The sequence below is a fragment of the Gammaproteobacteria bacterium genome, assembly GCA_016716465.1.
Classification (GTDB): Bacteria; Pseudomonadota; Gammaproteobacteria; order SZUA-140; family SZUA-140; genus JADJWH01.
Genome location: JADJWH010000001.1, coordinates 1,004,243 through 1,026,409 on the forward strand (window position 1 = coordinate 1,004,243; position 22,167 = coordinate 1,026,409).

Consider the following 22,167-nt stretch of genomic DNA (forward strand, 5'->3'; position numbering starts at 1 on the left):
CAGCGTGGATATAGATGTGCTGTGATCCGCCGCCCTGCACCACCTACCGCATACAACGCGCCCGGGACTCCATCCTTCCTGTAGGGGGTTCATCGCATGAGCGAGAATCAATACTTCACCTCCCACCAGAGCGTGCGCGTTCCCCGCATTCTCTATGGAACGGCCTGGAAGAAGGACAGGACACAGGAGCTGGTGAGCCTGGCCCTGCAATGCGGCTTCCGCGGCTTCGACACCGCGGGACAACCCAGGCACTACCACGAGGCCGACGTCGGCGCCGGCCTTCGGGTCGCTCTCGAGGGCGGACTCGCGCGCGCCGACCTGTATCTGCAGACGAAATTCACGCCAATCGGTGGCCAGGATCCGCAACAGATTCCCTACGATCCGTCCGCCCCGCTCGCGGATCAGGTCGCACAGTCCTTCCAATCCTCGTTGCGGAACCTGCAAACGACATATCTCGACTGCCTGCTGCTACACTCCCCGATGCCCGGCGCCCGGCAATTGAGCGAAGTCTGGGGGGCGCTGGAAACGATCGTCGAGACCGGTGGTGCACGCCAGATCGGCATCAGCAACTGTTACGATCCCGCCTATCTGGAGGGACTGTGGCGCTCGGCGCGGGTCCGGCCCGCGGTGGTGCAGAACCGCTTCTATGCCGAGACCCGCTACGACCGCGAGATACGCGCCTTCTGCCGTGATCACGACATCGTCTATCAGAGTTTCTGGACGCTCACGGCAAACCCGCATTTGCTCGCGCATCCCGTACTCAAGGCGTCGGCCCGGAAACACCGGGTCACGCCCGCGCAGATCCTGTTCCGCTGGTTGACGCAGGATGGCGTCGCCCCGCTGACCGGAACCACCGCGGAGCAACACATGCGCGAGGATCTGGCGATATTCGCCTTCAGCCTCAGCGAGGAAGAACGCGCATCGATCGCGACGACTTTGGAATAAGCGGGCTGGCTGCCACCCGTCCTGATCATGATACCAGGCCATGCCGGCGCAGCCGCCGGCCCGGCCGCAACACCGGAGGCACGACATGCTGAACTGGAACGATGTGATCCGATTCGCCGGCCAGGGCAATCCCGATCCGGAGCGACGGGTGAACAAGACCGACGCCGAATGGCGCACGCAGCTCAGTCCGGAGGAATATCATGTCACGCGCGAGAAGGGTACCGAACGCGCCTTCAGCTCGGAGATGTGCGCGTTGTTCGAGCCCGGCCGCTATACCTGCGTCTGCTGCGGCGAGTTGCTGTTCGATGCTCGGGAAAAGTTCGACTCCGGCACCGGCTGGCCGTCCTTCACCCAGCCCATCCGGGAGAATGCCATCGCCTATCATAACGACAGCTCGTACGGCATGCGGCGTATCGAGACTACCTGCAACACCTGCGGCGCCCATCTGGGCCATGTCTTCCCGGACGGCCCGCCACCCGGCGGCCTGCGCTACTGCATGAATGCGCTGGCGCTCAGAAAACTGGAAGATTGACGCAGCCGGGGCAATATCCCGGCGCTGGCGGCCTTAATCGGCAAGCCCCGCGAAAACACGCTGCACATCGTCGTCGGCGTCGATGGCCTCGAGAAAGGCCTCGACCTCCGCGCGTTCGGCGTCTCCCACCGCCACTGGGTTCTTGGCCCGGTAGCCGAGATGGGCGGACTGCACCGTGAAGCCCTGCCCGGGCAGGGCGCGCGAGACTGCATCCATGTCGGTGGGTTCGGTGTAGAACAGGGTCGCGCCATCCTCACCCGGCTCCAGATCCTGCGCCCCGGACTCGATGGCGGCGGTCTCCGGGTCGGCGTCCGGGGCATCCGGCGTCGCCTCGATCATCCCGAGGTAATCGAAATCCCAGGACACCGAGCCCGATGAGCCAAGCTGTCCCTTGCGGAACAGAACGCGGATATTGGAAGCGGTGCGGTTGGCGTTGTCCGTCAGGCATTCGACGATCACCGGAACGCGGTGCGGCGCGAAGCCTTCATAGGTCAGCTTCTCGAAACTCACCCCGGTATCGAGCAGGCCGGCGCCCTTCTTGATGGCGCGCTCGAGCGTGTCTTTCGGCATCGAGGCCTTCTTGGCCTGATCGACGGCGAGCCGCAGACGTGGATTCATATCGGGATCGGCGCCCGAGCGCGCGGCCACCATGATTTCCCGCGCGAGCCGGGTGAAGATCCGCCCCTTTGCATTCGCCGCGGCCTCTTTGCCCTTTGCTTTCCACTGTGCACCCATTTCAACCTCCCGATGCGGCCCCCGGCCACTGGTCAGAAACCGAGGCCGATTCCGAAGATGTCACTTCGACAATGAATTGTAAGCCGGCAATATTACAGGGATCCCGGTTTCCGGCGCAATTGTCGTCCGCACAGATCGAGCCGGGATCACCCGCCTACAGACCAGGATGACGGTTGCATTCATCATCGGGAATGGCGCATTACCACCCTGCCATTCCGCCAACCCTCGGCTCATGATGAGTCACCGGCCGAAGAAGGTCTGCACTTCGGACGGCCTGACGCCTATCGTCTCATCGAGACCGGCAGGACCCGACAGCAGAAAATTATCCCGCCCGGCTCAGCACCATCAATTGGTAGGGCTCCAGAATCAATTCTTGCGTGGCCGCGACGGTCCTGCCGGCATACAGATCGACCAGTATCTTGCGCATGCCCATGTGGCGCAGGCGGCGCGCCTCCAGCCGCTGCTCGCGTTCGCTGAAGTTCGCCAGCACCAGCACGCTGTACTGGTCATGGTTGCGGAAATACCCGAACACATGCCGGTTTCCGGTGTCGGTGAATTCGGTGTCGGCGCGGGTGAACGCCAGGTTCTGCTGCCTGAGCTGGATCAAGCGCAGCATACCCTTGTATATCCGTCCCGCAACCGTTTCCGGATCGTGGCGCTCCTCCGCCTGGGCCCAGTCAAAACGCGAACGGTGCAGCCAGCGCGAGTCCCCCGCCTTGGCGGGATCCTCGTCATAGCTGTAATCATTGAGCGTGCCGACCTCGTCGCCGAGGTAGAGCAGCGGTATGCCGCCGATAGTCATGACGATGCCGTGCAGCAGCAGGATGCGGCGGATGGCCAGATCGATGCGCTCCGGTTCGTCTTCCTGCAGCGCCCGTTCGAGGCCCGCCAGCGAGGCGCAGGTGCCGGACACACGGGCGTCGCCGGTCAGCGGATTCTCCTGGAACGGCGCGCCGCGCGCGAAGCTGCCGTCGAACCGCCCGGTGTAGAACCGGCTCAGGAACTGGCGGTGCTCCCGGGCGCCGAATCCGACCGCCCCGACATCGTCGTCGGAAAAGGCCCAGCCGATATCGTCGTGACACCTTACATAATTGACCCAGGCGCAGCCCGGGGGCACAGCGAAGCGGCGCCGCATGGCATGATCCAGCAATCGCACATCGCGCGTCGCCAGCGCATCCCACAGCAGGGCCATCAGCTGCGGGTTGTACGACAACGGGCATTCTTCTGTTCCTATGTACTTGATGACCTCGTCGGGGTGTACGATCGCCTCGGACTTGAAGACCATGGCCGGCGCCGCGATGCTGGCGAGTGCATTGAAGGCCTGGATGATCCAGTGCGCCTCAGGCAGATTCTGGCAATCCGTGCCCGGGCGCTTCCACAGAAACGCCACCGCGTCGAGCCGCAGGATCTCGACGCCCTGGTTGGCCAGGAACAGCATCTCCTCCACCATGTGATTGAACACGGCGGGGTTCTCGTAGTTGAGATCCCATTGGTAATTGTTGAACGTCGTCCACACCCATTTCTTCATCAGGTTGTGGTAGGTGAACGCCCCGGGATGATCGTCCGGAAACACCTCGAGCATGCTGCGCTCGTAGGTATCCGGAACGCCGCGATCCGGGAACATGCGATAAAATTCCTGATATTCCTCGTCTCCGGACTTCGCCTTGCGCGCCCATTCGTGCTCGTCGGACGTATGATTGAAAACGAAGTCGAGCACCAGGGAGATGCCGTGATTGCGCAGGTCCGCGGCCAGATCCGCCAATTGCTCCATGGTGCCGAGGGCGGGCCTGACCCGGCGATAATCGCTGATGGCGTACCCGCCGTCGTTGTCTCCGTCCGGCACCTGAAACACGGGCATCAGGTGCAGGTAGGTGATACCCATCTCGGACAAGTACGGAATATGCCGGCGCAACCCCGACAGGTCGTCGGCGAACAAATCCACATAGCACATGGCACCGACCATGCGGTGTGACTGATACCACTGGGGATCCGCCTCCCGCATCGCATCGAGCGCCTTCAGCTCGGGGGAACGCTCCAGCCACATCCCGGTGGCGGAAAACAGGATGTTCTCAAGGTAATAGAAGAAATCGTAGTCCGCGCCATACAGGCCGTGCAGGCGCTGAAACAGGCGCGGGAAATAGCGCTTCAGGCGAGCAAGGTAGACGTCCCATTCCGCCGGCTCCACCCTGTCCCTGTAACGCGCTTCCAGTCGCGGCAACAGCCGCCGCAGCGTGGCCGCGCCTTCCCTGCCCAGCCATGAGGAATCCCGGGATCCGTGCTGATTCATCGCCACATTACAGCCGCGCCTTTCTTTCGATGTCGCCTGAAGGGATTATGGTAATACATTTGCCCATGTGTATCATCAATCTCACGAATCGCTTCACACCCAACGGTATCCAACAATGAACGCTCGTCGTGTATAATCCTGCGCTGAAAATCCTTGGATCACTACAGCGACAGAGAACGCAGAGTTTCACCATCCCCCCGATGTTATCGACAACTCTTTCATCTCCCGTGTCCGCCGGCGTTGCAACACATGAAGATTGAAGCTGCGCACGGGGAGAACCGGCGATGAGCGCGTGTATCAGGCCGCGCTGATCGCCTCCGCCGTCCGGGAATCCTGGCGTTCGGGCTACGGCCTGCCTGCGTTCCGGCGGGACGTGCTCGCGGGATTGACCGTGGGCATCATCGCGATACCGCTGGCAATGGCCCTGGCGATCGCCAGCGGCGTCGCCCCCCAGTACGGCCTGTATACGGCGATGATCGCCGGTACTCTCATCGCCCTGACCGGCGGGTCACGGTTCAATATCTCTGGACCCACCGCGGCCTTCGTGGTGATCCTGTTGCCGGTAACGCAGCAGTTCGGGCTCGGTGGTCTGCTGCTGGCCACGGCGATGGCGGGCATGATACTCGTCGTCATGGGCCTGGCCCGCATGGGCCAACTGATCCGCTATATCCCGTATCCGGTCACGACGGGGTTCACCGCGGGCATCGCCGTCGTCATCGCCGCGCTCCAGGTACGCGACTTTCTCGGCCTGGATATGCCCGCGCCCGAAGGTCACTTCATCGAGATGGTCAGCGCCATCATCTCGGCCCTGCCGACCGCGCACTGGCCGGATGCGCTGATCGCCGCGATGACGATGGCCGTGCTGATTCTGTGGCCGAGGCTGAAACTTCCGGTGCCGGGACATCTGGTCGCACTGGTGCTGAGCACAGCGACCGCCTGGCTGTGCGGGCAGTGGCTGGATGGCTTCTCGGTGGCGACCATCGGCTCACGCTTTGAATACGTGATCGACGGTGTGCACGGCCACGGGATCCCGCCGACGCTGCCCGGATTCAGCCTGCCGTGGCAGATGACCGGTGCGGACGGCGAACCGCTGCATCTTTCGTTCCGCCTGTTTCAGGAACTGATCGGCCCCGCTTTCGCGATCGCCCTGCTGGGCGCCATCGAGTCATTGCTGTGCGCCGTCGTGGCGGACGGTCTGACCGCCACCCGGCATAACCCGAACGCGGAACTGGTCGGCCAGGGGATCGGCAATCTCGTCACGCCGTTCTTCGGCGGCATCACGGCCACGGCCGCCATCGCCCGCACCGCGACCAGCATACGTACCGGCGCCCAATCTCCGGTGGCCGCGGTCGTCCACGCGCTGGTGATCCTGCTGGTCATCCTGTTTTTCTCCCGCTGGCTGTCCTACGTGCCGATGGCCGCCCTGGCCGGCTTCCTCATGATGGTGGCCTGGAACATCGGCGAAGCCAAGCACTTCGGTCACATCGTCCGCGTGGCTCCGCGCAGCGACGTACTGGTGCTTCTGGTCTGCTTCACGCTGACAGTGGTATTCGACATGGTGATCGCCGTGGGGGTGGGCGTGGTGCTGGCCGCGCTGCTGTTCATCCGCCGCATGTCGGAACTGACCGGGGCGGAACTGATCAGCGATGGCCCCCAACACCAGCACGCGAACCTGCCATCACACGTCGCCGTCTACGACATCAACGGTCCGCTCTTCTTCGGGGCGGCGGAAAAGGCGGTGAGCGTGCTGCTGCGGGTGCGCAGCAACATCCGCGCGATCGTTCTCGATATGAAGGATGTACCGATGATCGACATGACCGGCCTGGTCGCGCTCGAGACCCTGCTGGGCCGGCTGCACCGGCAGGGCATACTGGTGCTGCTCAGCAGTCTGTCACCGCGCCTGGAACAGAAGCTGATCCACGCCGGCATCGCGCCGCGCGAGAACGAACTGCTGTTCTGCCCGGACATCACCACGGCCTGTCGGCGCGCCGTCGAGCTCAGGCCGAAGTGAACCCGTCCATGAGCAAGGCCTTCACCAAAGAGACGGACACGGACGAGGAACTGGACACACCGGACCCGCTTCCCGCCCACGTCAGGAATTACATGACGCCGGGCGGCTACGCAGCTCTGCAGGAAGAGCTGCGCTGGCTGCTGCGCGAGGAACGCCCGCGCATCGTCGCGATCGTCTCGTGGGCGGCCGGGAACGGTGACCGCTCGGAGAACGGCGACTACACCTACAACAAGAAGCGCCTGCGCGAGATCGACCGCCGCGCGCGCTACCTGACCAAGCGGCTCGAAAGCGCCGAGGTCGTGGATCCGAAGCTGCAGCGGGGACTGGAGCAGGTATTCTTCGGCGCCACCGTCACCTACGCGCGCGACGACGGCAGCGAACACACGGTCACGCTGGTCGGCATCGACGAGGCGGACCTGGAACAGGGCAAGATCAACTGGCAATCCCCGGTCGCCAAGGCGCTGCTGAAGGCGCGCGCCGGCGACACGGTCAGGCTGCACACCCCGTCCGGCGCGGAGACCCTCGAAATCGTCGCGGTCAGTTACGGACCGGATTGACGGCCCATCGGTTTCGGGGGCGTTTACCCTTCCCGCGTCCTTGTCATCGACAGGGCAACGGCCTCGGCCACTTCAATGCCATCGATGGCGGCGGACAGGATGCCGCCCGCGTAACCCGCGCCCTCCCCGGCCGGATACAGACCGCGGGTGTTCACGCTCTGGTAGTCGGCGTCGCGCAGAATGCGGATGGGCGACGACGTGCGCGTCTCGACGCCGGTCAGTACGGCATCCTCCATCGCGAATCCCCGGATCTGTTTCCCGAACGCGGGCAGCGCCTCCCGTATCGCCTCGATGGCATAATCGGGCAGGCAGGTGTCGAGGCTGGTCATGCGGACACACGGTGTGTACGACGGCGCGACCGAACCCAGACCGGTCGAGGGTCGTCCCGCCAGGAAATCACCGACGCGCTGCGCGGGCGCGCAGTAATTGCCGCCGCCCGCCTCGTAGGCGCGCGACTCCCACTGACGCTGGAAGGCGATGCCGGCGAGCGGATGCCCGGGATAGTCGGCGGGCGTGATGCCGACGACGATCCCGCTGTTGGCGTTGCGCTCGTTGCGCGAATACTGGCTCATGCCGTTGGTGACGACGCGTCCCGGCTCCGAGGTGGCAGCCACCACGGTGCCGCCGGGACACATGCAGAAACTGTAGACCGAGCGGCCGTTCCCGCAGTGATGGACCAGCTTGTAGTCGGCAGCGCCGAGCAGCGGATTGCCGGCGTTCCTGCCGTAGCGCGCGCGGTCGATGAGCGACTGCGGATGTTCGATGCGGAAACCGATGGAGAATGGCTTGGCCTCGATGTGCACGCCGCGGTCGTACAGCATCTGGAAGGTATCGCGCGCGCTGTGCCCGACCGCCAGCACGACGTGATCGGCGGCGATGCGTTCCCCGTCGGCGAGCACCACGCCGCGTACCTGCCCCTGCTCGATCTCCACCTTATCGACCTTGCACTGGAAACGGATCTCCCCGCCCAGCGCCTGGATGGTCTCGCGCAGGGCCTCGACGATGCCCACCAGCCGGAACGTGCCGATGTGCGGTTTGGCCACGTAGAGGATTTCAGGCGGCGCACCGGCCTTGACGAACTCCTCGAGCACCTTGCGTCCGAGGTGGCGCGGGTCCTTGACCTGGCTGTAGAGCTTGCCGTCGGAAAACGTCCCGGCGCCGCCCTCTCCGAACTGGACGTTGGATTCCGGATCGAGCACCGCCTTGCGCCACAGGCCCCAGGTGTCCTGCGTACGCTCGCGCACACTCTTGCCGCGATCGAAGATGATCGGGCGGAAGCCCATCTGCGCCAGCAGCAGACCGGCGAACAACCCGCAGGGACCGGTGCCGATCACGACCGGCCGCCGGGCGGAGCCCGCCGGCGCGTGCGCGACGAAACGATAACCGATGTCGGGCGCGCGGCTGATGCGCCGATCGTCCTTCAGGCGCTGGAGGACCGCTGGCTCGTCGCCGACCTCCGCATCCACCGTATAGATGAACGCGATGGCCGGCTGGCGCGCATCCACGGCGCGGCGAAACACGGAATAGCGGATCAGTTCATGATCGGCCACCCCGAGCCGTTTTACTATCGCGACAGTTAGCGCGGCGGCGGGATGGTCGAGTGGAAGTTTTATTTCGGTGATACGCAACATACTGGGTACCGGGCCGTAGTTATCGAGCCAGGCGGTAGTGTAGCTCATTCGAAGGCTAGATCGTCAGTGATCCGCTCAAGGGTTGTGTCTACTCCAGCGAGACGATTGATAACATGAATGCGCCCCGCTCCTCCCGGGCGCCCCTTGGTGAACGGTCAGACTCTCCCGCTGCCCTCGGACTCGTCCGCCGCCACGGTCTTGGTGTCGAGGTGCAGTGTGCGTGTCGGAAAGGCGATCTCCGCGCCGTGACGGGCGATGATCTCAGCCACCTTGAGCAGCACGTCCTGCTTGATCTCGTGGTAGCGCACCCATTCCTTCGTCTTCGTGAAGGTGTAGATCAGGATATCCAGCGAGGAAGGCCCGAACGCGTTGAAATTGACGATCAGGGTCTGGGTGGTGTCGATCTCGGGATGGTTCCTCAACATGGCCTGAATGTCCGCAACGATGGCATCCATCTGCGCGATGTCATCATACCGGATGCCGACGGTTTCCTTGATCCGGCGATTGGTCATGCGGGTGGGATTTTCCACCACGACAGTGGTGAACAGGGCGTTGGGGACGTATATCGGGTTCTTGTTGAACGCGCGTACACGGGTATGCCGCCAGCCGATGTATTCGACCGTGCCCTCGATCTCCTTGTCCGGCGAGCGTATCCACTCGCCGACCACGAAGGGCCGGTCCATATAGATCGTCAGGCCACCGAAGAAGTTGGCCAGCATGTCCTTGGCGGCGAAGCCCACGGCGATGCCGCCGATACCGCCGAAGGTGAGCAGACCGGCGATACTGAAGCCCAGCGTCTGCAGGATGATCAGCGCCGCAACGATGATGACCGAGATGCGCCCGAGTTTAGACAGGGCATCCACGGTGGTGCGATCCACCTCCTCGCCAGTCCTCTCCCGCGCGGCGACGACGTCCCGCGATGCATTGCCGATGAAGCGAAGCAGGAACCAGGCCAGGGCCGCTATCACCGCGATGTTGCGCGCCGGCTCCACCAGGCGCAGGATTGGCGCCTCGAAATGCGCCTGCATGATACCGGCGGCCACAGCGATGCCGACGCTCCATATCAGCAGGGAGAGCGGGGCCCCGAGGGCACGAAAGAACGCATCGTCCCAGTAGGTGGAACTCCTGGTGGAGATCCTGCCGAGATGACGCAACAGGTAATATGAGCCGATATTGACGGTGATAGCCACCGCAATTACCACCAGGACCTGGATCAACCAGGGTTCGGTCAGAAAGGCGGGGTCGAAGCGTTCAATTTCTGCTTCCATGATTCCTCAAAATGAACTGATAGCGCGCCGAATGAAATGGACTTTCATTATCCGCGAAGACGCGCCGGAATGGATACCATTCGAGAAATTTCACGCAGACGACGAGCACATCGGAACATCGGGTGCCCACACGACGTGGGCAGTCCACACGATCGATACTAATGGTGTGAATGTACGCGGCGCAGAGGGAGGGATTACTCGGCCCTGACAACGGGCCTCGCCCTTCGGGCCACCGCCGCTAGTGCGACGGTGTTCTCCCAGCGCACGCTGCGCGCGCACTGGTCGTCGAACCCGGTCTATTTGACGCCGAGGGTTCGAATCTACCCATCGATCCCTAAACCAGTAGACCGAAAAAACCGGTCTACTGGTTTAGGGATTGGCGGAGAGGGAGGGATTCGAACCCTCGGTACGCTTTTGGCGTACACACACTTTCCAGGCGTGCTCCTTCGACCGCTCGGACACCTCTCCGGGGAATGCAACACCGCGCGGGCCTGGAGCCGCGGGATGCGAAAGATTACAACATAGGCAAACTCAAGACAATCTGAACCGGAAAAAACCCATTACTGCCGGGACCTTGGCCTCCCGGCGGGTACCGAGGAGCATCAGACCGGCATGCGGCGCCACTTCTTTTCGGCACGGGCCGGGGCGCTGCCGATGAAAAATCCCAGCGCCGCACCGACCGCGGCACAGATCGCTCCGACCAGAAACAGCTTTGTCGTTGCACCCGCGGCCCGGGCCTCGGCCTCGGCGCGCTGCTGGGTTTCCTGTTCCAGATCCGCCTGGAGACGGCGGTTCTGATTGCTGATGTCTATCGCCGAGCTGCTGGTGGTCCTCAGATCCGCCAGTTCCGTCACCTGGGCCTCGTGCTCGGCCTGCAGCTTCTCCAGGTCCGTCTTGTACGTGTTGCGCTCTTCCTTGTATTTATTGAGTTCGGCGTAGAGGCGTGAGCGTTCGGTCTGCAGGCCGTCCAGCTTGGACTGGGCGGACTCGACCCGGGTCCGTGCGATCGGCTCATTGGTCAGGAATCGGCCCAGGACCCAGCCCTCGGTGCCGGAATCCAGGCGCACCCGGACAAAATCGTCCGGCCGCTCCTCCAGCACCTGGACGCGTGTCCCGCTGGTGATCACCTCGATCTTCCCGGCCTGGGGCGATGGCGCGGAGCGCACGTCAATATAAAGCATGTCACTGACGTATCTTACATTTTCCTGCTGCTCCGACGATTCCTGGGCCATCAGGGGAAGACTGATGAACACGCCGCAGAGCATCATGATAAGGAATCTGGTCATGGCTTCACTGTTTCCCTGTGCGTATGGTTAGGACATAGCTCGCATGCCTTCCACAGGACAATGCGAGATTCGGGCCAATACCGCACCCGGCCGGTTTTTCCTTCTCGACCGCCCCCAAAACCCACCCCGATATCGGCTTTTTACCAGCAAATCACCGGCTTGGCCAGCGCCAATCGCGAATCTCGGGCATGTCCTGCCCGTGACGGCGGATGTATTCGCGGTGTTCGATGTGTTTGTCGCGCAGGAACTGCTTGAGATAGGCGGCGTGCGAGCCCAGCCTCGGCACGCGGTCGATGACGTCATTGACCAGATGAAAGCGGTCGAGATCGTTGCGTACGACCATGTCGAAGGGCGTGGTCGTGGTGCCCTCCTCCTTGTAGCCGCGCACATGGAGATTGCGGTGATTGGTGCGGCGGTAGGTGAGACGGTGAATCAGCCAGGGATAACCGTGATAGGCGAAGATGATCGGCTTGTCGACGGTAAAGAGGGCGTCGAAATCGGCATCGGACAGGCCATGGGGATGTTCCGACGGCGGTTGCAGGGTCATCAGGTCGACGACGTTGATCACGCGCACACGCAGATCCGGCAGATGCTGGCGCAGCAGATCGACCGCGGCCAGCGTCTCCAGCGTGGGAATGTCACCGGCGCAGGCCATCACTACCTCGGGCTCGCCGTCCCGGTCACTGCTCGCCCACTCCCAGATGCCGATGCCCTCGGCGCAGTGCTTCACCGCGGCATCGATATCGAGCCACTGCTGTTGCGGCTGCTTGCCGGCGACGATGACATTGACAAAATCTCGGCTGCGCAGACAGAGGTCGGTCACGCACAGCAGCGTATTGGCGTCGGGCGGCAGATAGACGCGGATGATGTCCGCCTTCTTGTTGACGACGTGATCGATGAAACCCGGATCCTGGTGCGAAAAGCCATTGTGGTCCTGGCGCCAGACATGCGAGGTAAGCAGGTAATTGAGCGAGGCAACCGGCCGCCGCCACGGAATCTCCTTGCTCACCTTCAGCCACTTGGCATGCTGATTGAACATCGAGTCCACGATGTGGATGAAGGCCTCGTAGCAGGAGAACAGGCCATGGCGTCCGGTGAGCAGATACCCTTCGAGCCAGCCCTGGCAGGTATGCTCGGAGAGAATCTCCATCACGCGCCCGTCCGGCGCGAGATGGTCGTCCTCGGGAAGCCGCTCGGCCATCCAGGCCCGATCGGTGACTTCGAACAGGGCGCTGAGCCGGTTGGACGCGGTTTCGTCCGGGCCGAAAACGCGGAAATTGCGCGCCGCCGCGTTGAGCCGTTCGACATCGCGCAGCAAGGCGCCCATAACCCGGGTCGCTTCGGCCGTCACGGCGCCGGGTGCCGGTATCTTCACCGCATAGTCGCGATAATCCGGCAGTCTCAGCCCCTTCAGCAGCAGGCCACCGTTGGCATGCGGATTGGCCCCCATGCGCCGTTCGCCCCGCGGTGCCAGCGCGGCGATCTCCGCCAGCGGCGCGCCGCCGGCGTCGAACAGCTCTTCCGGACGATAGCTCTTCATCCACTGCTCCAGCACCGCGAGATGCCCGGGCTTCTCGGCGAGATCGGCGAACGGCACCTGGTGCGAGCGCCAGTAGCCCTCGACCTTGCGCCCGTCCACCTCCTTCGGCCCGGTCCAGCCCTTGGGGGTACGCAGCACCAGCATCGGCCAGCGCGGCCGTTCGATCACACCGTGCTCGCGCGCCTCGCGCTGGATGCGCCGGATCTCGTCGAACATCTGGTCGAAGGCCGTGGCCATCTGCTGGTGCATGAGCGCCGGATCGGATCCTTCGACGAACCACGGACGGTAGCCATAACCGACGAACAGGCTCTCGAGTTCTTCACGGCTGATGCGCGCCAGCACGGTCGGATTGGCGATCTTGTAGCCGTTGAGGTGCAATATGGGCAGCACCGCGCCATCCCGCGCCGGGTTGAGAAACTTGTTGGAGTGCCAGGCCGTGGCCAGCGGCCCGGTCTCCGCCTCCCCGTCGCCGACCACGCAGCAGGCAAGCAGGTCCGGATTGTCGAAGACGGCGCCGTACGCGTGCGACAAGGCATAGCCGAGTTCCCCGCCCTCGTGGATCGATCCCGGCGTCTCGGCGGTGACATGGCTGCCGATGCCGCCCGGGAAGGAAAACTGGCGGAACAGGCGCTTGATGCCTTCGGCATCGCGCGTGACATTGGGATAAAACTCGCTGTAGCTGCCCTCCAGATAGGTGCTGGCGACCAGCGCCGGCCCGCCATGACCGGGCCCGGCGATGAATATCGCGTTGAGATCCCGCGCGCGGATCGCGCGGTTCATGTGGGCGTAGATGAAATTGAGTCCCGGCGTGGTTCCCCAGTGCCCCAGCAGTCGCGGCTTGACGTGCTCGATCCTGAGCGGTTCCCGCAGCAGCGGATTGTCCAACAGAAAGATCTGCCCCACGGACAGGTAATTCGCCGCCCGCCACCAGGCATCGATCGTGCGCACTTCCTTGGCGGACAATGGCCCGGTCTGAACAGGGTGCGTGGTATCCATGGTATCTGCTCCTATAAATCAGGACTAAGTGCTAAGGACTAAGGACTAAGGACTAAGTAAAATACAAAACATTCCTTCAAAAAGATGGCTCCTGATTCAGCCACTTCACCCATCCAGAACAAGACAAGCTTTTGATCTTCACTTAGTCCTTAGTCCTCAGTCCTTAGTCCTGTGTTCAATAGATTTTCCGCCTCCTCCGCCAGCACCCGCCCCTCATCGACCGCCATGACATGCGCTTCGATGCGGCTGGCATCCGCGCTGATGCGGTGGTCGGCGCCACGGGCCGACTGGTTGCGGACCGGGTCCAGCCGGATCCCCAGTTCATCGAGACCGTCGAGGATACGCGCGCGAATCTCGGGAGCGTGCTCGCCGATACCGCCGCCGAACACGATGGCGTCCGCGCCGCCAAGCGCGGCCAGATAGGCCCCGACGTATTTGCGCGCGCGATAGCAGAACATTTCGATGGCGAGCCTGGCGCGGGGTTCGTCGGAACCCAGCAGCTCGCGCATGTCGTCGCTCAGGCCGGACACGCCCCGCAGTCCGCTCCGGCGTGTGATCAGATCTTCCAGGTACGCGACGTCGAGGCCGACATGGCGCTGGAGATGGATCAGCAAACCCGGATCGACGTCGCCGCAGCGCGTCGCCATCATCAACCCTTCGTTGGGCGTGAATCCCATGGAGGTATCGATCGCCCGACCCTGCGCGGTTGCGGTCACCGAACAGCCCGCGCCGAGTTGCAGCGAAATGACCCGCCCGCCGGATGCCAGGTCCGGTCGCAGCAGGCGCCAGCGGCGCCACATCGCGGCATGGGCGCTGCCGTGAAAACCGTAGCGCCGCAGACCGTGCTCACGACACAATTCATGCGGCAGCGCATACTCGGCGGCCTGCGGGGGAAGGTGGGCATAGAACGCGGTATCGAACACGGCGATCTGCGTCATCGCCGTGCCGAAATGGCGGCCACAGCGCGCGATCCAGCCCAGCGCGGCCGGGTTGTGCAGCGGCGCGAGCACCGCGTATTCCCGGATCTCGCGTTCGATGGTGGCATCGATACGGCAGGGACGGCTGCGCCGGCCGCCGTGCACGACCCGGTGCGCGACCGCGTCGATGGCGCCCGGAATCCTGCCAGCAGTTCCCCCAGCGGGGCGGAATCTTCGGGAGTAGCGCCTTCGTAATGAGCCTGTCGCAGGCAGGCCAGCTCGGCACCTCGTCGTTCGTACAGGGCGAGGCGCAGCGAGGAACTGCCCGCATTGACGGTCAGCAGCCTCATGGGTGCGCGTCCCTTCGCATGCGAATCCGGCATCGCCTCAGCGGATATAGGCCTCGGAGACGTAGCGTCGCATCATCCGATGACTGTTGAAGAAGGATGCGTTCTTGCAGATGGCGCCCTTCATGATCCGGATCCAGGCGGCGCGATCATTGTAATACTGTGGCAGCACCACATCGCCGAGCTTGGTGTAGAGGGATTGCGCATCGTCTCCGTTCTGCGACTCCTCGGCATTTCCGATGGCCCACCCGGTCACTCCTTCGATGCACCCCTCGATCCACCAGCCGTCGAGCACGCTCAGGTGCGGAACGCCATTGAACGCCGCCTTCATCCCGCTGGTACCGGAGGCCTCCAGCGGGCGCAGCGGCGTATTGAGCCACACATCCACGCCGGCGACCATCAGCCGGGCCTTTCCCATGTCGTAATTCGGCAGAAACGCGATCGTGATGACATCGGCGAGCTCGCGCATATGCCGGTGTATCTGTTCGATCAGCGCCTTGCCGCCGTCATCGCGGGGATGCGCCTTGCCGGCGATCACGAGCTGGAACGGGTGCCTCCGGGCCAGCGCACGCAGCTGTTCCAGCGAACTGAACAGGAGATCCGGCCGCTTGTAAGCGGTCATGCGACGGGCGAAACCGATAAGCGGGAGCGCGGGGTCGAGAGCCGTCGCCCCGAGGACACGGACCTGCTCGATCAGGCGCTGCTTCGCCCCTTCGTGGGCACGCCAGATCTCGTCGTCGCCGATGGCCATGTCGGCACGCACGAGCAGTTCCGGCTCATGACACCAGCCCGGCACGTATTGATTGTACAGGCGGGCAAATTCCGGACAGGTCCAGGTAAAGGGATGCACGCCGTTGGTAACGGCGTGCACCGTATAGCCGGGAAACAGGCGGTTCGACAGCTCGGCATGACGTTTCGCCACGCCGTTAACGTACTCGCTCAAATTGAGCGCCAGACGCGTCATATTGAGGCTCTCGTCGCCCGCGAGACGCCGCATCATGCCGATATCGGCGGTGCCGTCCATAATCCGGTTAACGAGCGCGTAGGGAAACTGGTCCTGCCCTGCGGACACCGGAGTGTGCGTGGTGAAATTGCACACCTCACGCACCCGCGGTATATCGTACGGCGACTCTCCCGTGCGCACTTCCTCGCGCCGGTAGGCGAATACCTTGAGCAACTCGACGGCCAGCAGCGCGGAATGCCCTTCGTTCATGTGGTATTCGCGGATATTGAAACCCAGCGCCTGCAGCATGCGCACCCCGCCAATGCCCAGCACGATCTCCTGTTTCAGGCGGTAGGCCTCGTCCCCTCCGTACAGGTAATGGGTGAGAAGGCGGTCCTCGGAATGGTTTTCCTCCAGGTCGGTATCGAGCAGGACCACGGGCTGGGCCGCCTTGAGCTGTCCTTTGAGCAAGTACAGCCAGGCCCTGACCCAGACATTGCGCCCCTCGATTTCGAGGGCGATCTTCGCCCCCAGCGGATGGGCCCGACTCTCGGGCGACCAGGGGTCGGGCGCCTCGCTCTGCCTCCCCTCGGCATCGATGCCCTGGCGGAAGTAGCCGGCCCGGCTGACCAGGCTTACCGCAACCAGCGGCAGTCCGAGATCGACCGCGGAGCGGAGCGTATCTCCCGCCAGCACTCCAAGTCCTCCGGCGTAGGTCGGGATCTCGTCCTGGAGGGCGATCTCCATGGAGAAATAGGCGATGCGGTGCTCATGGACGAATCCGTCCAGCAGAGGCTTCCATTCACTTTCCGCGCCCGATTCCACGAGCGGCACGACGGTCGATGACATGCAACAACTTCCTTATGATGCGTATGGCTCCACCAACTCTAATCCCTTCGGCCCATAAATTCGACCGCACCAGGGATTCAACCCTGACACCCCATAGGAAAGCGGCGCCGGATCCTCGGAATTCTCCCATGGACACTCCAGCTTCGACCCGACTATCCGCCCTCAGGGTCTCAGAATCGGTCTCGGATCCGTCGTGCGGAGCTCTCTACCGAGACCGACAATACCAAATTTAATGTAATTTAAATCAATAATATGACAGTTATTCGCCAGCCCCTGACGCGGTGAGTAATCCGTGACCAGCGTCGCAATTTTGACGATTCTGGTATAGAATGCTCCCCAGATCGTCCTGGCAGACCCCGGCCTGTTTCCCGGGGACGATCCCCGCACACCTCGATCTGCTTAAGCACGGATCCAGGGCTGCGTGCACCGGATGACAAGAGTCCCGGTCCGACAGTCCATGCGTCGCCAGTCCAGACAAGGGTTGTTCCGGGCCACCTCGGCCCCGGCATGGCCCGGATACCCGGAACCCGCCCGTCAAGCTTGAACGACGGCGAAATATAAAACAGACAGGGCGCGAACACCGGCCCGGGATATAGCTCCAGGCATGATCTTCGAAGCGAAATATTGGCGGAGAGGGTGGTTCGGGCGCCCCGGCGCCGCTGGCGGGGTGGTGTTCTCCCGCCCGCGGTGTGCTCGGTCGTCGACCCAGTCCGTTCCGTGGTTCGATCCGCCGGTCGATTCCCATGCCAGTGGACCGAAACACCGGCCCACTGGCATGGGAATGGCGGAGAGGGTGGGATTCGAACCCACGTGGGACGTTTAAGCCCCCAACCGATTTCGAGTCGGTGCCGGTATGGCCACTTCGGTACCTCTCCGGGGATGTGCACGTGGACGGGCGTCTGCGGGCAGGCCCCGTCCCCAAGGCGCGGCCATTATACAGCAAAAATCTCCGCGGTTGGTGCGCAGATCATGGCTAGCCGGATTCGCGCCCTGCTGCCTTTCCTCGTCCCCGGCGCCGCCGGCCTGATGATGGCCGCATACGCGACCCCTCCGACCAAGCTCCAGCGGATCTTGGACGAGGGACAGCTGGTGGTGGTCACGCGCGCAAGCCCGACCACCTATTACGAAGGCACCGAGGGGCCAAGCGGATTCGAATACGATCTTGCCCGGCTGTTCGCGGACCATCTCGGCGTCGAACTCCGGATTCTGGCCCCGGCCAGTCTGAGCGCGATCCTGCCGATGGTGGCGGACGGTCGCGCCGACCTGGCCGCTGCGGGTCTTGCCGTCACGCGGGAACGCGGCGGGCTGGTACGATTCGGTCCGACCTACGACCGGATCTCACAACAGCTGGTCTATCGCAAGGGAACCTCTCCGCCCGCCAGTCTGGCGGATCTGGACGGACAAGTGATCGACGTCGTCAGCGGCAGCAGTCATGCCGAGAGACTCAAGTGGCTCGCATCGGGCCACCCGGATATCAACTGGTACGAGAACGAGGACGCCGACAGCAGACAATTGCTGCACCGGGTGTGGAAACGCGAGATCAGCTACACGGTCGCCAACTCCAACGACGTCAGCCTGAACCAGCGCCTCTACCCCGAGCTCCGCGTCGCCTTCGATGTGACGGATCCCCAACCCCTGGCCTGGGCCTTCAGCAAGGGCGAGGATGACAGTCTGGTCGCCGCCACCGAGGAATTCTTCGCGCAGATTCGGGATAACGGCCAGCTGCGGCAACTGCACGAACGTTATTACGGACACGTGCAGGACTTCGACTACGTCGAAACCCGGCGCTTCATCTCGCATATCTACGCGCGTCTGCCCGAATACAAGCCCTACTTCGTCGCGGCGGCGCAGCGCCAGAACCTGGACTGGCGCTTCCTCGCCGCCATGGGCTACCAGGAATCCCACTGGAACCCGGCGGCCGTCTCCCCCACCGGCGTTCGGGGCATCATGATGTTGACGAGCACCACCGCGAGTGAACTCGGCATCACGGATCGCATCGACCCCAATGACAGTATCGAGGGCGGCGCGCGCTATTTCAGCCTCATCAAACAGCGTATCGCGCCGGACATCGCCGAACCCGACCGCAGCTGGTTCGCCCTCGCCGCCTACAATATGGGATTGGGCCATCTCGAGGACGCACGCACGCTGACGGCTCAACGCGGCGGCGATCCGCTGAAGTGGATGGACGTCAAGGAAAACCTTCCCCTGCTCGCCCGGAAGGAATGGTTCGAACAGACACGCCACGGTTACGCGCGCGGATACGAGGCGCTGCAATACGTCGAGAACATCCGCAGCTACTACGACATCCTGGTGTGGCGCACGGATCCCGGCAAGGCGATGCAACCGCAGCTCACCGCGATCACGTCATCACCGCTCACCGGCGCCGCGGCAACGTCGCCGGTGCTGTAGGCGCTTCACGCGGGGCGATCACCGCACCGCCGGATGCCGCGCGCGGATTTCCCGCAGCAGGCCTCCCGACGCCTCCAGCACCATATCGAGCACGCGCTCGAATCCGGCACTGCCGCCGTAGTAGGGATCGGGCACCTCCTCGATGCCGAGATGGGGGGCGTATTCGAGCAGCAGTCCGAGCTTGTCGGCAAAGTGTTCCGGACACCGCTCCCGCAGAAGCGCCAGGTTCTCGCGGTCCATCGCGAGGATGTAATCGAAGCGTTCGAAGTCGTCGTCGCTGACCTGGCGCGCCCGCTGCGATTTCAGGTCGATGCCGCGCCGCAGCGCCGCCGCCTGCGCGCGCGAATCCGGCGCGCTTCCGGTGTGATAGGCATGCGTACCCGCGGAATCGACGTGAACCTGTTCCGTCAGGCCTTCGCGTTGCAGCAGCTCGGCGAACACGCCCTGGGCCGTTGGTGAACGGCAGATATTGCCCATGCAGACGAACAGAACCCTGACCATGACACCCCGTATAATCCGTTCAGGACCGAGGGAAGATTTTATGGGATCCACCCCGTTATTGAAACCCGCCGGGAAGCGCGTTATTGTGACCTCATGAACGATCTGCGAGCGGACATCCTGGAACGGCGCAATGTCCAGTTGCGCAGGCTGATCGGCGCGCGCGCGCGCTATCAGGGGCGAATCTATGAAATTCTCGAGATCATCGAGGACGAACCGGCACTGGTGCTGCAGGACGAAAGCCACTCCACCATCCAGGCCGACCAGCACGGCGATGCGCACCGGCGCGTGCCGTCCACGGTGACCGTCCACCTGCCGCTGACCGCGGGCGGCGCCATCGACCTCCCCGCCACGGAGCTCGAATTGCTCGATGCCTTGCCGGAAGAGACCGGCGCGCCCGCCGGCTGAACCCTCAGCGACCATCCTCCCGCAGCAGACTCTCCACCCGCTCCAGATCGCGTTCCGTATCGACCCCGGGTCCAGGCCGTTCACATGCCCGGGCGACATGGATCCGGCGTCCACGCCAGAGTATCCGCAGCTGTTCCAGCATCTCGGTGCGCTCGAGCGCGCACGGCGCCCAGCCGACGAACTCGCGGATGAAGCCCGCGCGATAGGCATAGAGGCCGATGTGCCGGTAATAGGCCGATCCGGCCGGCAGCTCCCGCGTCGAGACGGCGAAGGCGTCACGGTCCCAGGGAACGACCGCGCGGCTGAAATACAGGGCATAGCCCTGCTCGTCCGTCACCACCTTGACCACGCCGGGATCGAATAGCTCCGCCGCCGTCGTGATGGGCTCACACAGCGTGGCGGTGCATGCCGCGTCGTGCGCCGCAAGGTCCGCGGCCACCTGGTCAATCAAAGCGGGCAGCATCAGGGGTTCATCACCCTGCAGATTGACCAGCACGCGGTCGTCCGGAAAGTCGAGCTGCCGCGCGACCTCGGCCAGGCGGTCGGTACCGGAGGGATGGGTCGCGGCGGTGAGGCAGACATGGGCGCCGAACTCCGCGGCCGCATCCGCGATGCGGTCGTCATCGGTCGCGATGACGACCTCGTCCGCCCCGCTCGCGCGGGCGCGCCGGTAGACATGCTCGATCATCGGCCGGCCGGCGATCAGTCGCAGCGGCTTGCCGGGGAGGCGCGTCGACGCATAGCGTGCCGGGATGACGACGGTGAAACCCATCAGATTTCCTCGTCGGCGGCAAGTTCGCGCGCCTCGTCCTCGAGCATCACGGGAATGTCGTCGCGGATCGGAAATGCGAGGCGGTCTCCCTTGCAGACCAGTTCGTGCGCCTCCTTCCGGTAAACCAATGGCCCCTTGCACAGGGGACAGGCGAGAATATCGAGCAGTTTCTTGTCCATCATCATCCCCTCCGTTCTGCGGCCTCCTCCGCCGCCGTCCCGCGCAGGCCGCGCACCATGGCCAGCAGACGCGCCTCCAGCCGTTCGTCCAGCCGCGCGTCGACGGCCAGATACCAGCAGTTATCATGACAGAAACGCCGGCATTTGACCGCGTCCTTTTCCGTCATCATCACCGGGAGATCGTCGCCGAAGGCGAGATCTGCCGCGGTAAACTCGTGATGATCGGGAAAGGCATGTTCGGTAAAACCGAAGTCGAGCTGCTTGAGCTGGCGGAAGAAGCGCGCTGGATGACCGATGCCGGCGACCGCGTGGAACTGCCGGTACGGAAACTTGTCGGGCGCGTACGCCAGGCTGTCGCGCCGGACGTTGCGTACCGCGGAGGCCTGCAGCGTCATCGGGTACTCATGCCGCAGCGCGGCACCGCCGGTGACAACCGTAAAGTCGACCCGCGCGAGGCGTCCCGGCGGCTCGCGCAACGGTCCGGCGGGCAGGCAATAGCCGTTGCCGAAACGGCGCACCCCATCCACCATCACGACCTCGATGTCGCGTCCCAGTGCGTAGTGCTGGAGGCCATCGTCCGAGATCACGATGTCGCAGCCGTGGTAATGCAACAGGGCCTCCGCCGCGGCGACACGGTCGGGTCCCACCGCGACCGGGCAGGCGCAGCGCCTGGACAGCAGCACCGGCTCGTCCCCGACGATCGCCGGATCGGCATCCGGCCGCACCTGCTGCGGCCAGTGGCGGGCCTGTCCGCGATAGCCGCGTGCAATGATGCCTGGCCTCCAGCCTTCCCGGACGAGCAGCCCGGCGAGCCAGATTACGAAAGGCGTCTTGCCGGTACCGCCGACCGTGATGTTGCCGACCACGATCACGGGCACACGAAGCCGCGTGACCCGGCGCAGTCCCAGCACGTACATCCCGCGGCGGAGAACGATCAACAGGCGATAGATCCAGGACAGCGGACGCAACAGTGTCGCCAGCGGGCTTTTGCCGTACCAGGATTCGAGCAGCAGATCTGTCACGGTGCGGCGGTTCGACATGGAGCGCCCCCGCTCAG

At 63.8% G+C, this 22,167-nt stretch carries 18 protein-coding genes and 2 tRNA genes; 6 read left to right on the top strand and 14 right to left on the bottom strand.

Features of this window, described 5'->3' with window-relative positions; genetic code table 11:
- Positions 1 to 96: 96 nt before the first annotated feature.
- Both IPM20_04755 and msrB read left to right on the top strand, forming a co-directional pair.
- Positions 97 to 945 (top strand): aldo/keto reductase, encoded by an 849-nt coding sequence (locus IPM20_04755; protein ID MBK9130941.1) that lies wholly within the window; start codon positions 97 to 99, stop codon positions 943 to 945.
- Positions 946 to 1,030: 85 nt separating this feature from the next.
- Complete coding sequence (gene msrB, locus IPM20_04760) at positions 1,031 to 1,477, top strand: peptide-methionine (R)-S-oxide reductase MsrB (protein ID MBK9130942.1); 447 nt, start codon at positions 1,031 to 1,033, stop codon at positions 1,475 to 1,477.
- A 33-nt stretch (positions 1,478 to 1,510) separates the two neighbouring features.
- Here the strand turns inward: msrB and IPM20_04765 are convergent, their stop codons facing one another.
- A complete protein-coding gene (locus tag IPM20_04765; GenBank protein MBK9130943.1) occupies positions 1,511 to 2,212 on the bottom strand; it encodes a YebC/PmpR family DNA-binding transcriptional regulator in 702 nt (233 codons plus the stop codon).
- A 322-nt stretch (positions 2,213 to 2,534) separates the two neighbouring features.
- Complete coding sequence (locus tag IPM20_04770) at positions 2,535 to 4,499, bottom strand: amylosucrase (protein MBK9130944.1); 1,965 nt, start codon at positions 4,497 to 4,499, stop codon at positions 2,535 to 2,537.
- A gap of 292 nt (positions 4,500 to 4,791) precedes the next feature.
- Here IPM20_04770 and dauA point away from each other — a divergent pair, with 292 nt between their 5' ends.
- On the top strand, positions 4,792 to 6,510 hold the full coding sequence (gene dauA / locus IPM20_04775) for a C4-dicarboxylic acid transporter DauA (protein MBK9130945.1): 1,719 nt from the start codon (positions 4,792 to 4,794) through the stop codon (positions 6,508 to 6,510).
- Between the two features lie 8 nt (positions 6,511 to 6,518).
- On the top strand, positions 6,519 to 7,067 hold the full coding sequence (greB, locus tag IPM20_04780) for a transcription elongation factor GreB (protein ID MBK9130946.1): 549 nt from the start codon (positions 6,519 to 6,521) through the stop codon (positions 7,065 to 7,067).
- A 23-nt stretch (positions 7,068 to 7,090) separates the two neighbouring features.
- Here greB and IPM20_04785 read toward each other — a convergent pair whose 3' ends face one another.
- The 8 genes from IPM20_04785 to IPM20_04820 all read right to left on the bottom strand — a co-directional run bounded on the left by IPM20_04785 (position 7,091) and on the right by IPM20_04820 (position 17,719).
- On the bottom strand, positions 7,091 to 8,698 hold the full coding sequence (locus tag IPM20_04785; protein ID MBK9130947.1) for an NAD(P)/FAD-dependent oxidoreductase: 1,608 nt from the start codon (positions 8,696 to 8,698) through the stop codon (positions 7,091 to 7,093).
- A 155-nt stretch (positions 8,699 to 8,853) separates the two neighbouring features.
- Positions 8,854 to 9,966 (bottom strand): mechanosensitive ion channel family protein, encoded by a 1,113-nt coding sequence (locus IPM20_04790; protein ID MBK9130948.1) that lies wholly within the window; start codon positions 9,964 to 9,966, stop codon positions 8,854 to 8,856.
- A gap of 377 nt (positions 9,967 to 10,343) precedes the next feature.
- A tRNA-Ser gene (locus tag IPM20_04795) sits at positions 10,344 to 10,434 on the bottom strand.
- Between the two features lie 134 nt (positions 10,435 to 10,568).
- Positions 10,569 to 11,252, bottom strand: coding sequence for a TIGR04211 family SH3 domain-containing protein (locus tag IPM20_04800; GenBank protein MBK9130949.1), 684 nt, complete (start codon positions 11,250 to 11,252; stop codon positions 10,569 to 10,571).
- Positions 11,253 to 11,403: 151 nt separating this feature from the next.
- Positions 11,404 to 13,788, bottom strand: coding sequence for a phosphoketolase family protein (locus IPM20_04805; protein MBK9130950.1), 2,385 nt, complete (start codon positions 13,786 to 13,788; stop codon positions 11,404 to 11,406).
- 149 nt (positions 13,789 to 13,937) lie between these two features.
- Positions 13,938 to 14,870 (bottom strand): acetate/propionate family kinase, encoded by a 933-nt coding sequence (locus IPM20_04810; protein ID MBK9130951.1) that lies wholly within the window; start codon positions 14,868 to 14,870, stop codon positions 13,938 to 13,940.
- A gap of 222 nt (positions 14,871 to 15,092) precedes the next feature.
- Positions 15,093 to 16,844 carry an alpha-glucan family phosphorylase gene (glgP, locus tag IPM20_04815; protein MBK9130952.1) on the bottom strand — a complete coding sequence of 584 codons (1,752 nt, stop codon included), beginning with the start codon at positions 16,842 to 16,844 and terminating at the stop codon, positions 15,093 to 15,095.
- A 782-nt stretch (positions 16,845 to 17,626) separates the two neighbouring features.
- Positions 17,627 to 17,719 (bottom strand) — tRNA-Ser (locus IPM20_04820).
- A 94-nt stretch (positions 17,720 to 17,813) separates the two neighbouring features.
- On the opposite strand from IPM20_04820, the gene mltF reads away from it, so the two are divergent.
- Positions 17,814 to 19,253: a membrane-bound lytic murein transglycosylase MltF gene (mltF, locus tag IPM20_04825; GenBank protein MBK9130953.1), complete on the top strand. Its 1,440-nt coding sequence runs from the start codon at positions 17,814 to 17,816 to the stop codon at positions 19,251 to 19,253.
- Between the two features lie 18 nt (positions 19,254 to 19,271).
- On the opposite strand, the gene IPM20_04830 is transcribed toward mltF, so the two are convergent.
- A complete protein-coding gene (locus tag IPM20_04830) occupies positions 19,272 to 19,754 on the bottom strand; it encodes a low molecular weight phosphotyrosine protein phosphatase (GenBank protein MBK9130954.1) in 483 nt (160 codons plus the stop codon).
- A 93-nt stretch (positions 19,755 to 19,847) separates the two neighbouring features.
- Here IPM20_04830 and IPM20_04835 point away from each other — a divergent pair, with 93 nt between their 5' ends.
- On the top strand, positions 19,848 to 20,159 hold the full coding sequence (locus IPM20_04835) for a hypothetical protein (protein MBK9130955.1): 312 nt from the start codon (positions 19,848 to 19,850) through the stop codon (positions 20,157 to 20,159).
- A gap of 4 nt (positions 20,160 to 20,163) precedes the next feature.
- Here the strand turns inward: IPM20_04835 and kdsB are convergent, their stop codons facing one another.
- The 3 genes from kdsB to IPM20_04850 are packed head-to-tail and all read right to left on the bottom strand — an operon-like array spanning position 20,164 to position 22,150.
- Complete coding sequence (kdsB, locus tag IPM20_04840; protein MBK9130956.1) at positions 20,164 to 20,931, bottom strand: 3-deoxy-manno-octulosonate cytidylyltransferase; 768 nt, start codon at positions 20,929 to 20,931, stop codon at positions 20,164 to 20,166.
- A complete protein-coding gene (locus tag IPM20_04845) occupies positions 20,931 to 21,110 on the bottom strand; it encodes a Trm112 family protein (GenBank protein MBK9130957.1) in 180 nt (59 codons plus the stop codon). The genes kdsB and IPM20_04845 overlap by 1 nt, the downstream gene beginning before the upstream one ends.
- A gap of 2 nt (positions 21,111 to 21,112) precedes the next feature.
- Complete coding sequence (locus IPM20_04850) at positions 21,113 to 22,150, bottom strand: tetraacyldisaccharide 4'-kinase (protein MBK9130958.1); 1,038 nt, start codon at positions 22,148 to 22,150, stop codon at positions 21,113 to 21,115.
- Positions 22,151 to 22,167 lie beyond the last annotated feature (17 nt).

Excerpts from the sequence above, each read along its gene's own strand:
- IPM20_04755 (MBK9130941.1), top strand. The coding sequence starts at position 97 with ATGAGCGAGAATCAATACTTCACCTCCCACCAGAGCGTGCGCGTTCCC.
- msrB (MBK9130942.1), top strand. The coding sequence starts at position 1,031 with ATGCTGAACTGGAACGATGTGATCCGATTCGCCGGCCAGGGCAATCCC.
- IPM20_04765 (MBK9130943.1), bottom strand. The coding sequence starts at position 2,212 with ATGGGTGCACAGTGGAAAGCAAAGGGCAAAGAGGCCGCGGCGAATGCA.
- IPM20_04770 (MBK9130944.1), bottom strand. The coding sequence starts at position 4,499 with ATGAATCAGCACGGATCCCGGGATTCCTCATGGCTGGGCAGGGAAGGC.
- greB (MBK9130946.1), top strand. The coding sequence starts at position 6,519 with ATGAGCAAGGCCTTCACCAAAGAGACGGACACGGACGAGGAACTGGAC.
- IPM20_04785 (MBK9130947.1), bottom strand. The coding sequence starts at position 8,698 with ATGTTGCGTATCACCGAAATAAAACTTCCACTCGACCATCCCGCCGCC.
- IPM20_04790 (MBK9130948.1), bottom strand. The coding sequence starts at position 9,966 with ATGGAAGCAGAAATTGAACGCTTCGACCCCGCCTTTCTGACCGAACCC.
- IPM20_04800 (MBK9130949.1), bottom strand. The coding sequence starts at position 11,252 with ATGACCAGATTCCTTATCATGATGCTCTGCGGCGTGTTCATCAGTCTT.
- IPM20_04805 (MBK9130950.1), bottom strand. The coding sequence starts at position 13,788 with ATGGATACCACGCACCCTGTTCAGACCGGGCCATTGTCCGCCAAGGAA.
- glgP (MBK9130952.1), bottom strand. The coding sequence starts at position 16,844 with ATGTCATCGACCGTCGTGCCGCTCGTGGAATCGGGCGCGGAAAGTGAA.
- mltF (MBK9130953.1), top strand. The coding sequence starts at position 17,814 with ATGGCTAGCCGGATTCGCGCCCTGCTGCCTTTCCTCGTCCCCGGCGCC.
- IPM20_04830 (MBK9130954.1), bottom strand. The coding sequence starts at position 19,754 with ATGGTCAGGGTTCTGTTCGTCTGCATGGGCAATATCTGCCGTTCACCA.
- IPM20_04835 (MBK9130955.1), top strand. The coding sequence starts at position 19,848 with ATGAACGATCTGCGAGCGGACATCCTGGAACGGCGCAATGTCCAGTTG.
- kdsB (MBK9130956.1), bottom strand. The coding sequence starts at position 20,931 with ATGGGTTTCACCGTCGTCATCCCGGCACGCTATGCGTCGACGCGCCTC.
- IPM20_04845 (MBK9130957.1), bottom strand. The coding sequence starts at position 21,110 with ATGGACAAGAAACTGCTCGATATTCTCGCCTGTCCCCTGTGCAAGGGG.
- IPM20_04850 (MBK9130958.1), bottom strand. The coding sequence starts at position 22,150 with ATGTCGAACCGCCGCACCGTGACAGATCTGCTGCTCGAATCCTGGTAC.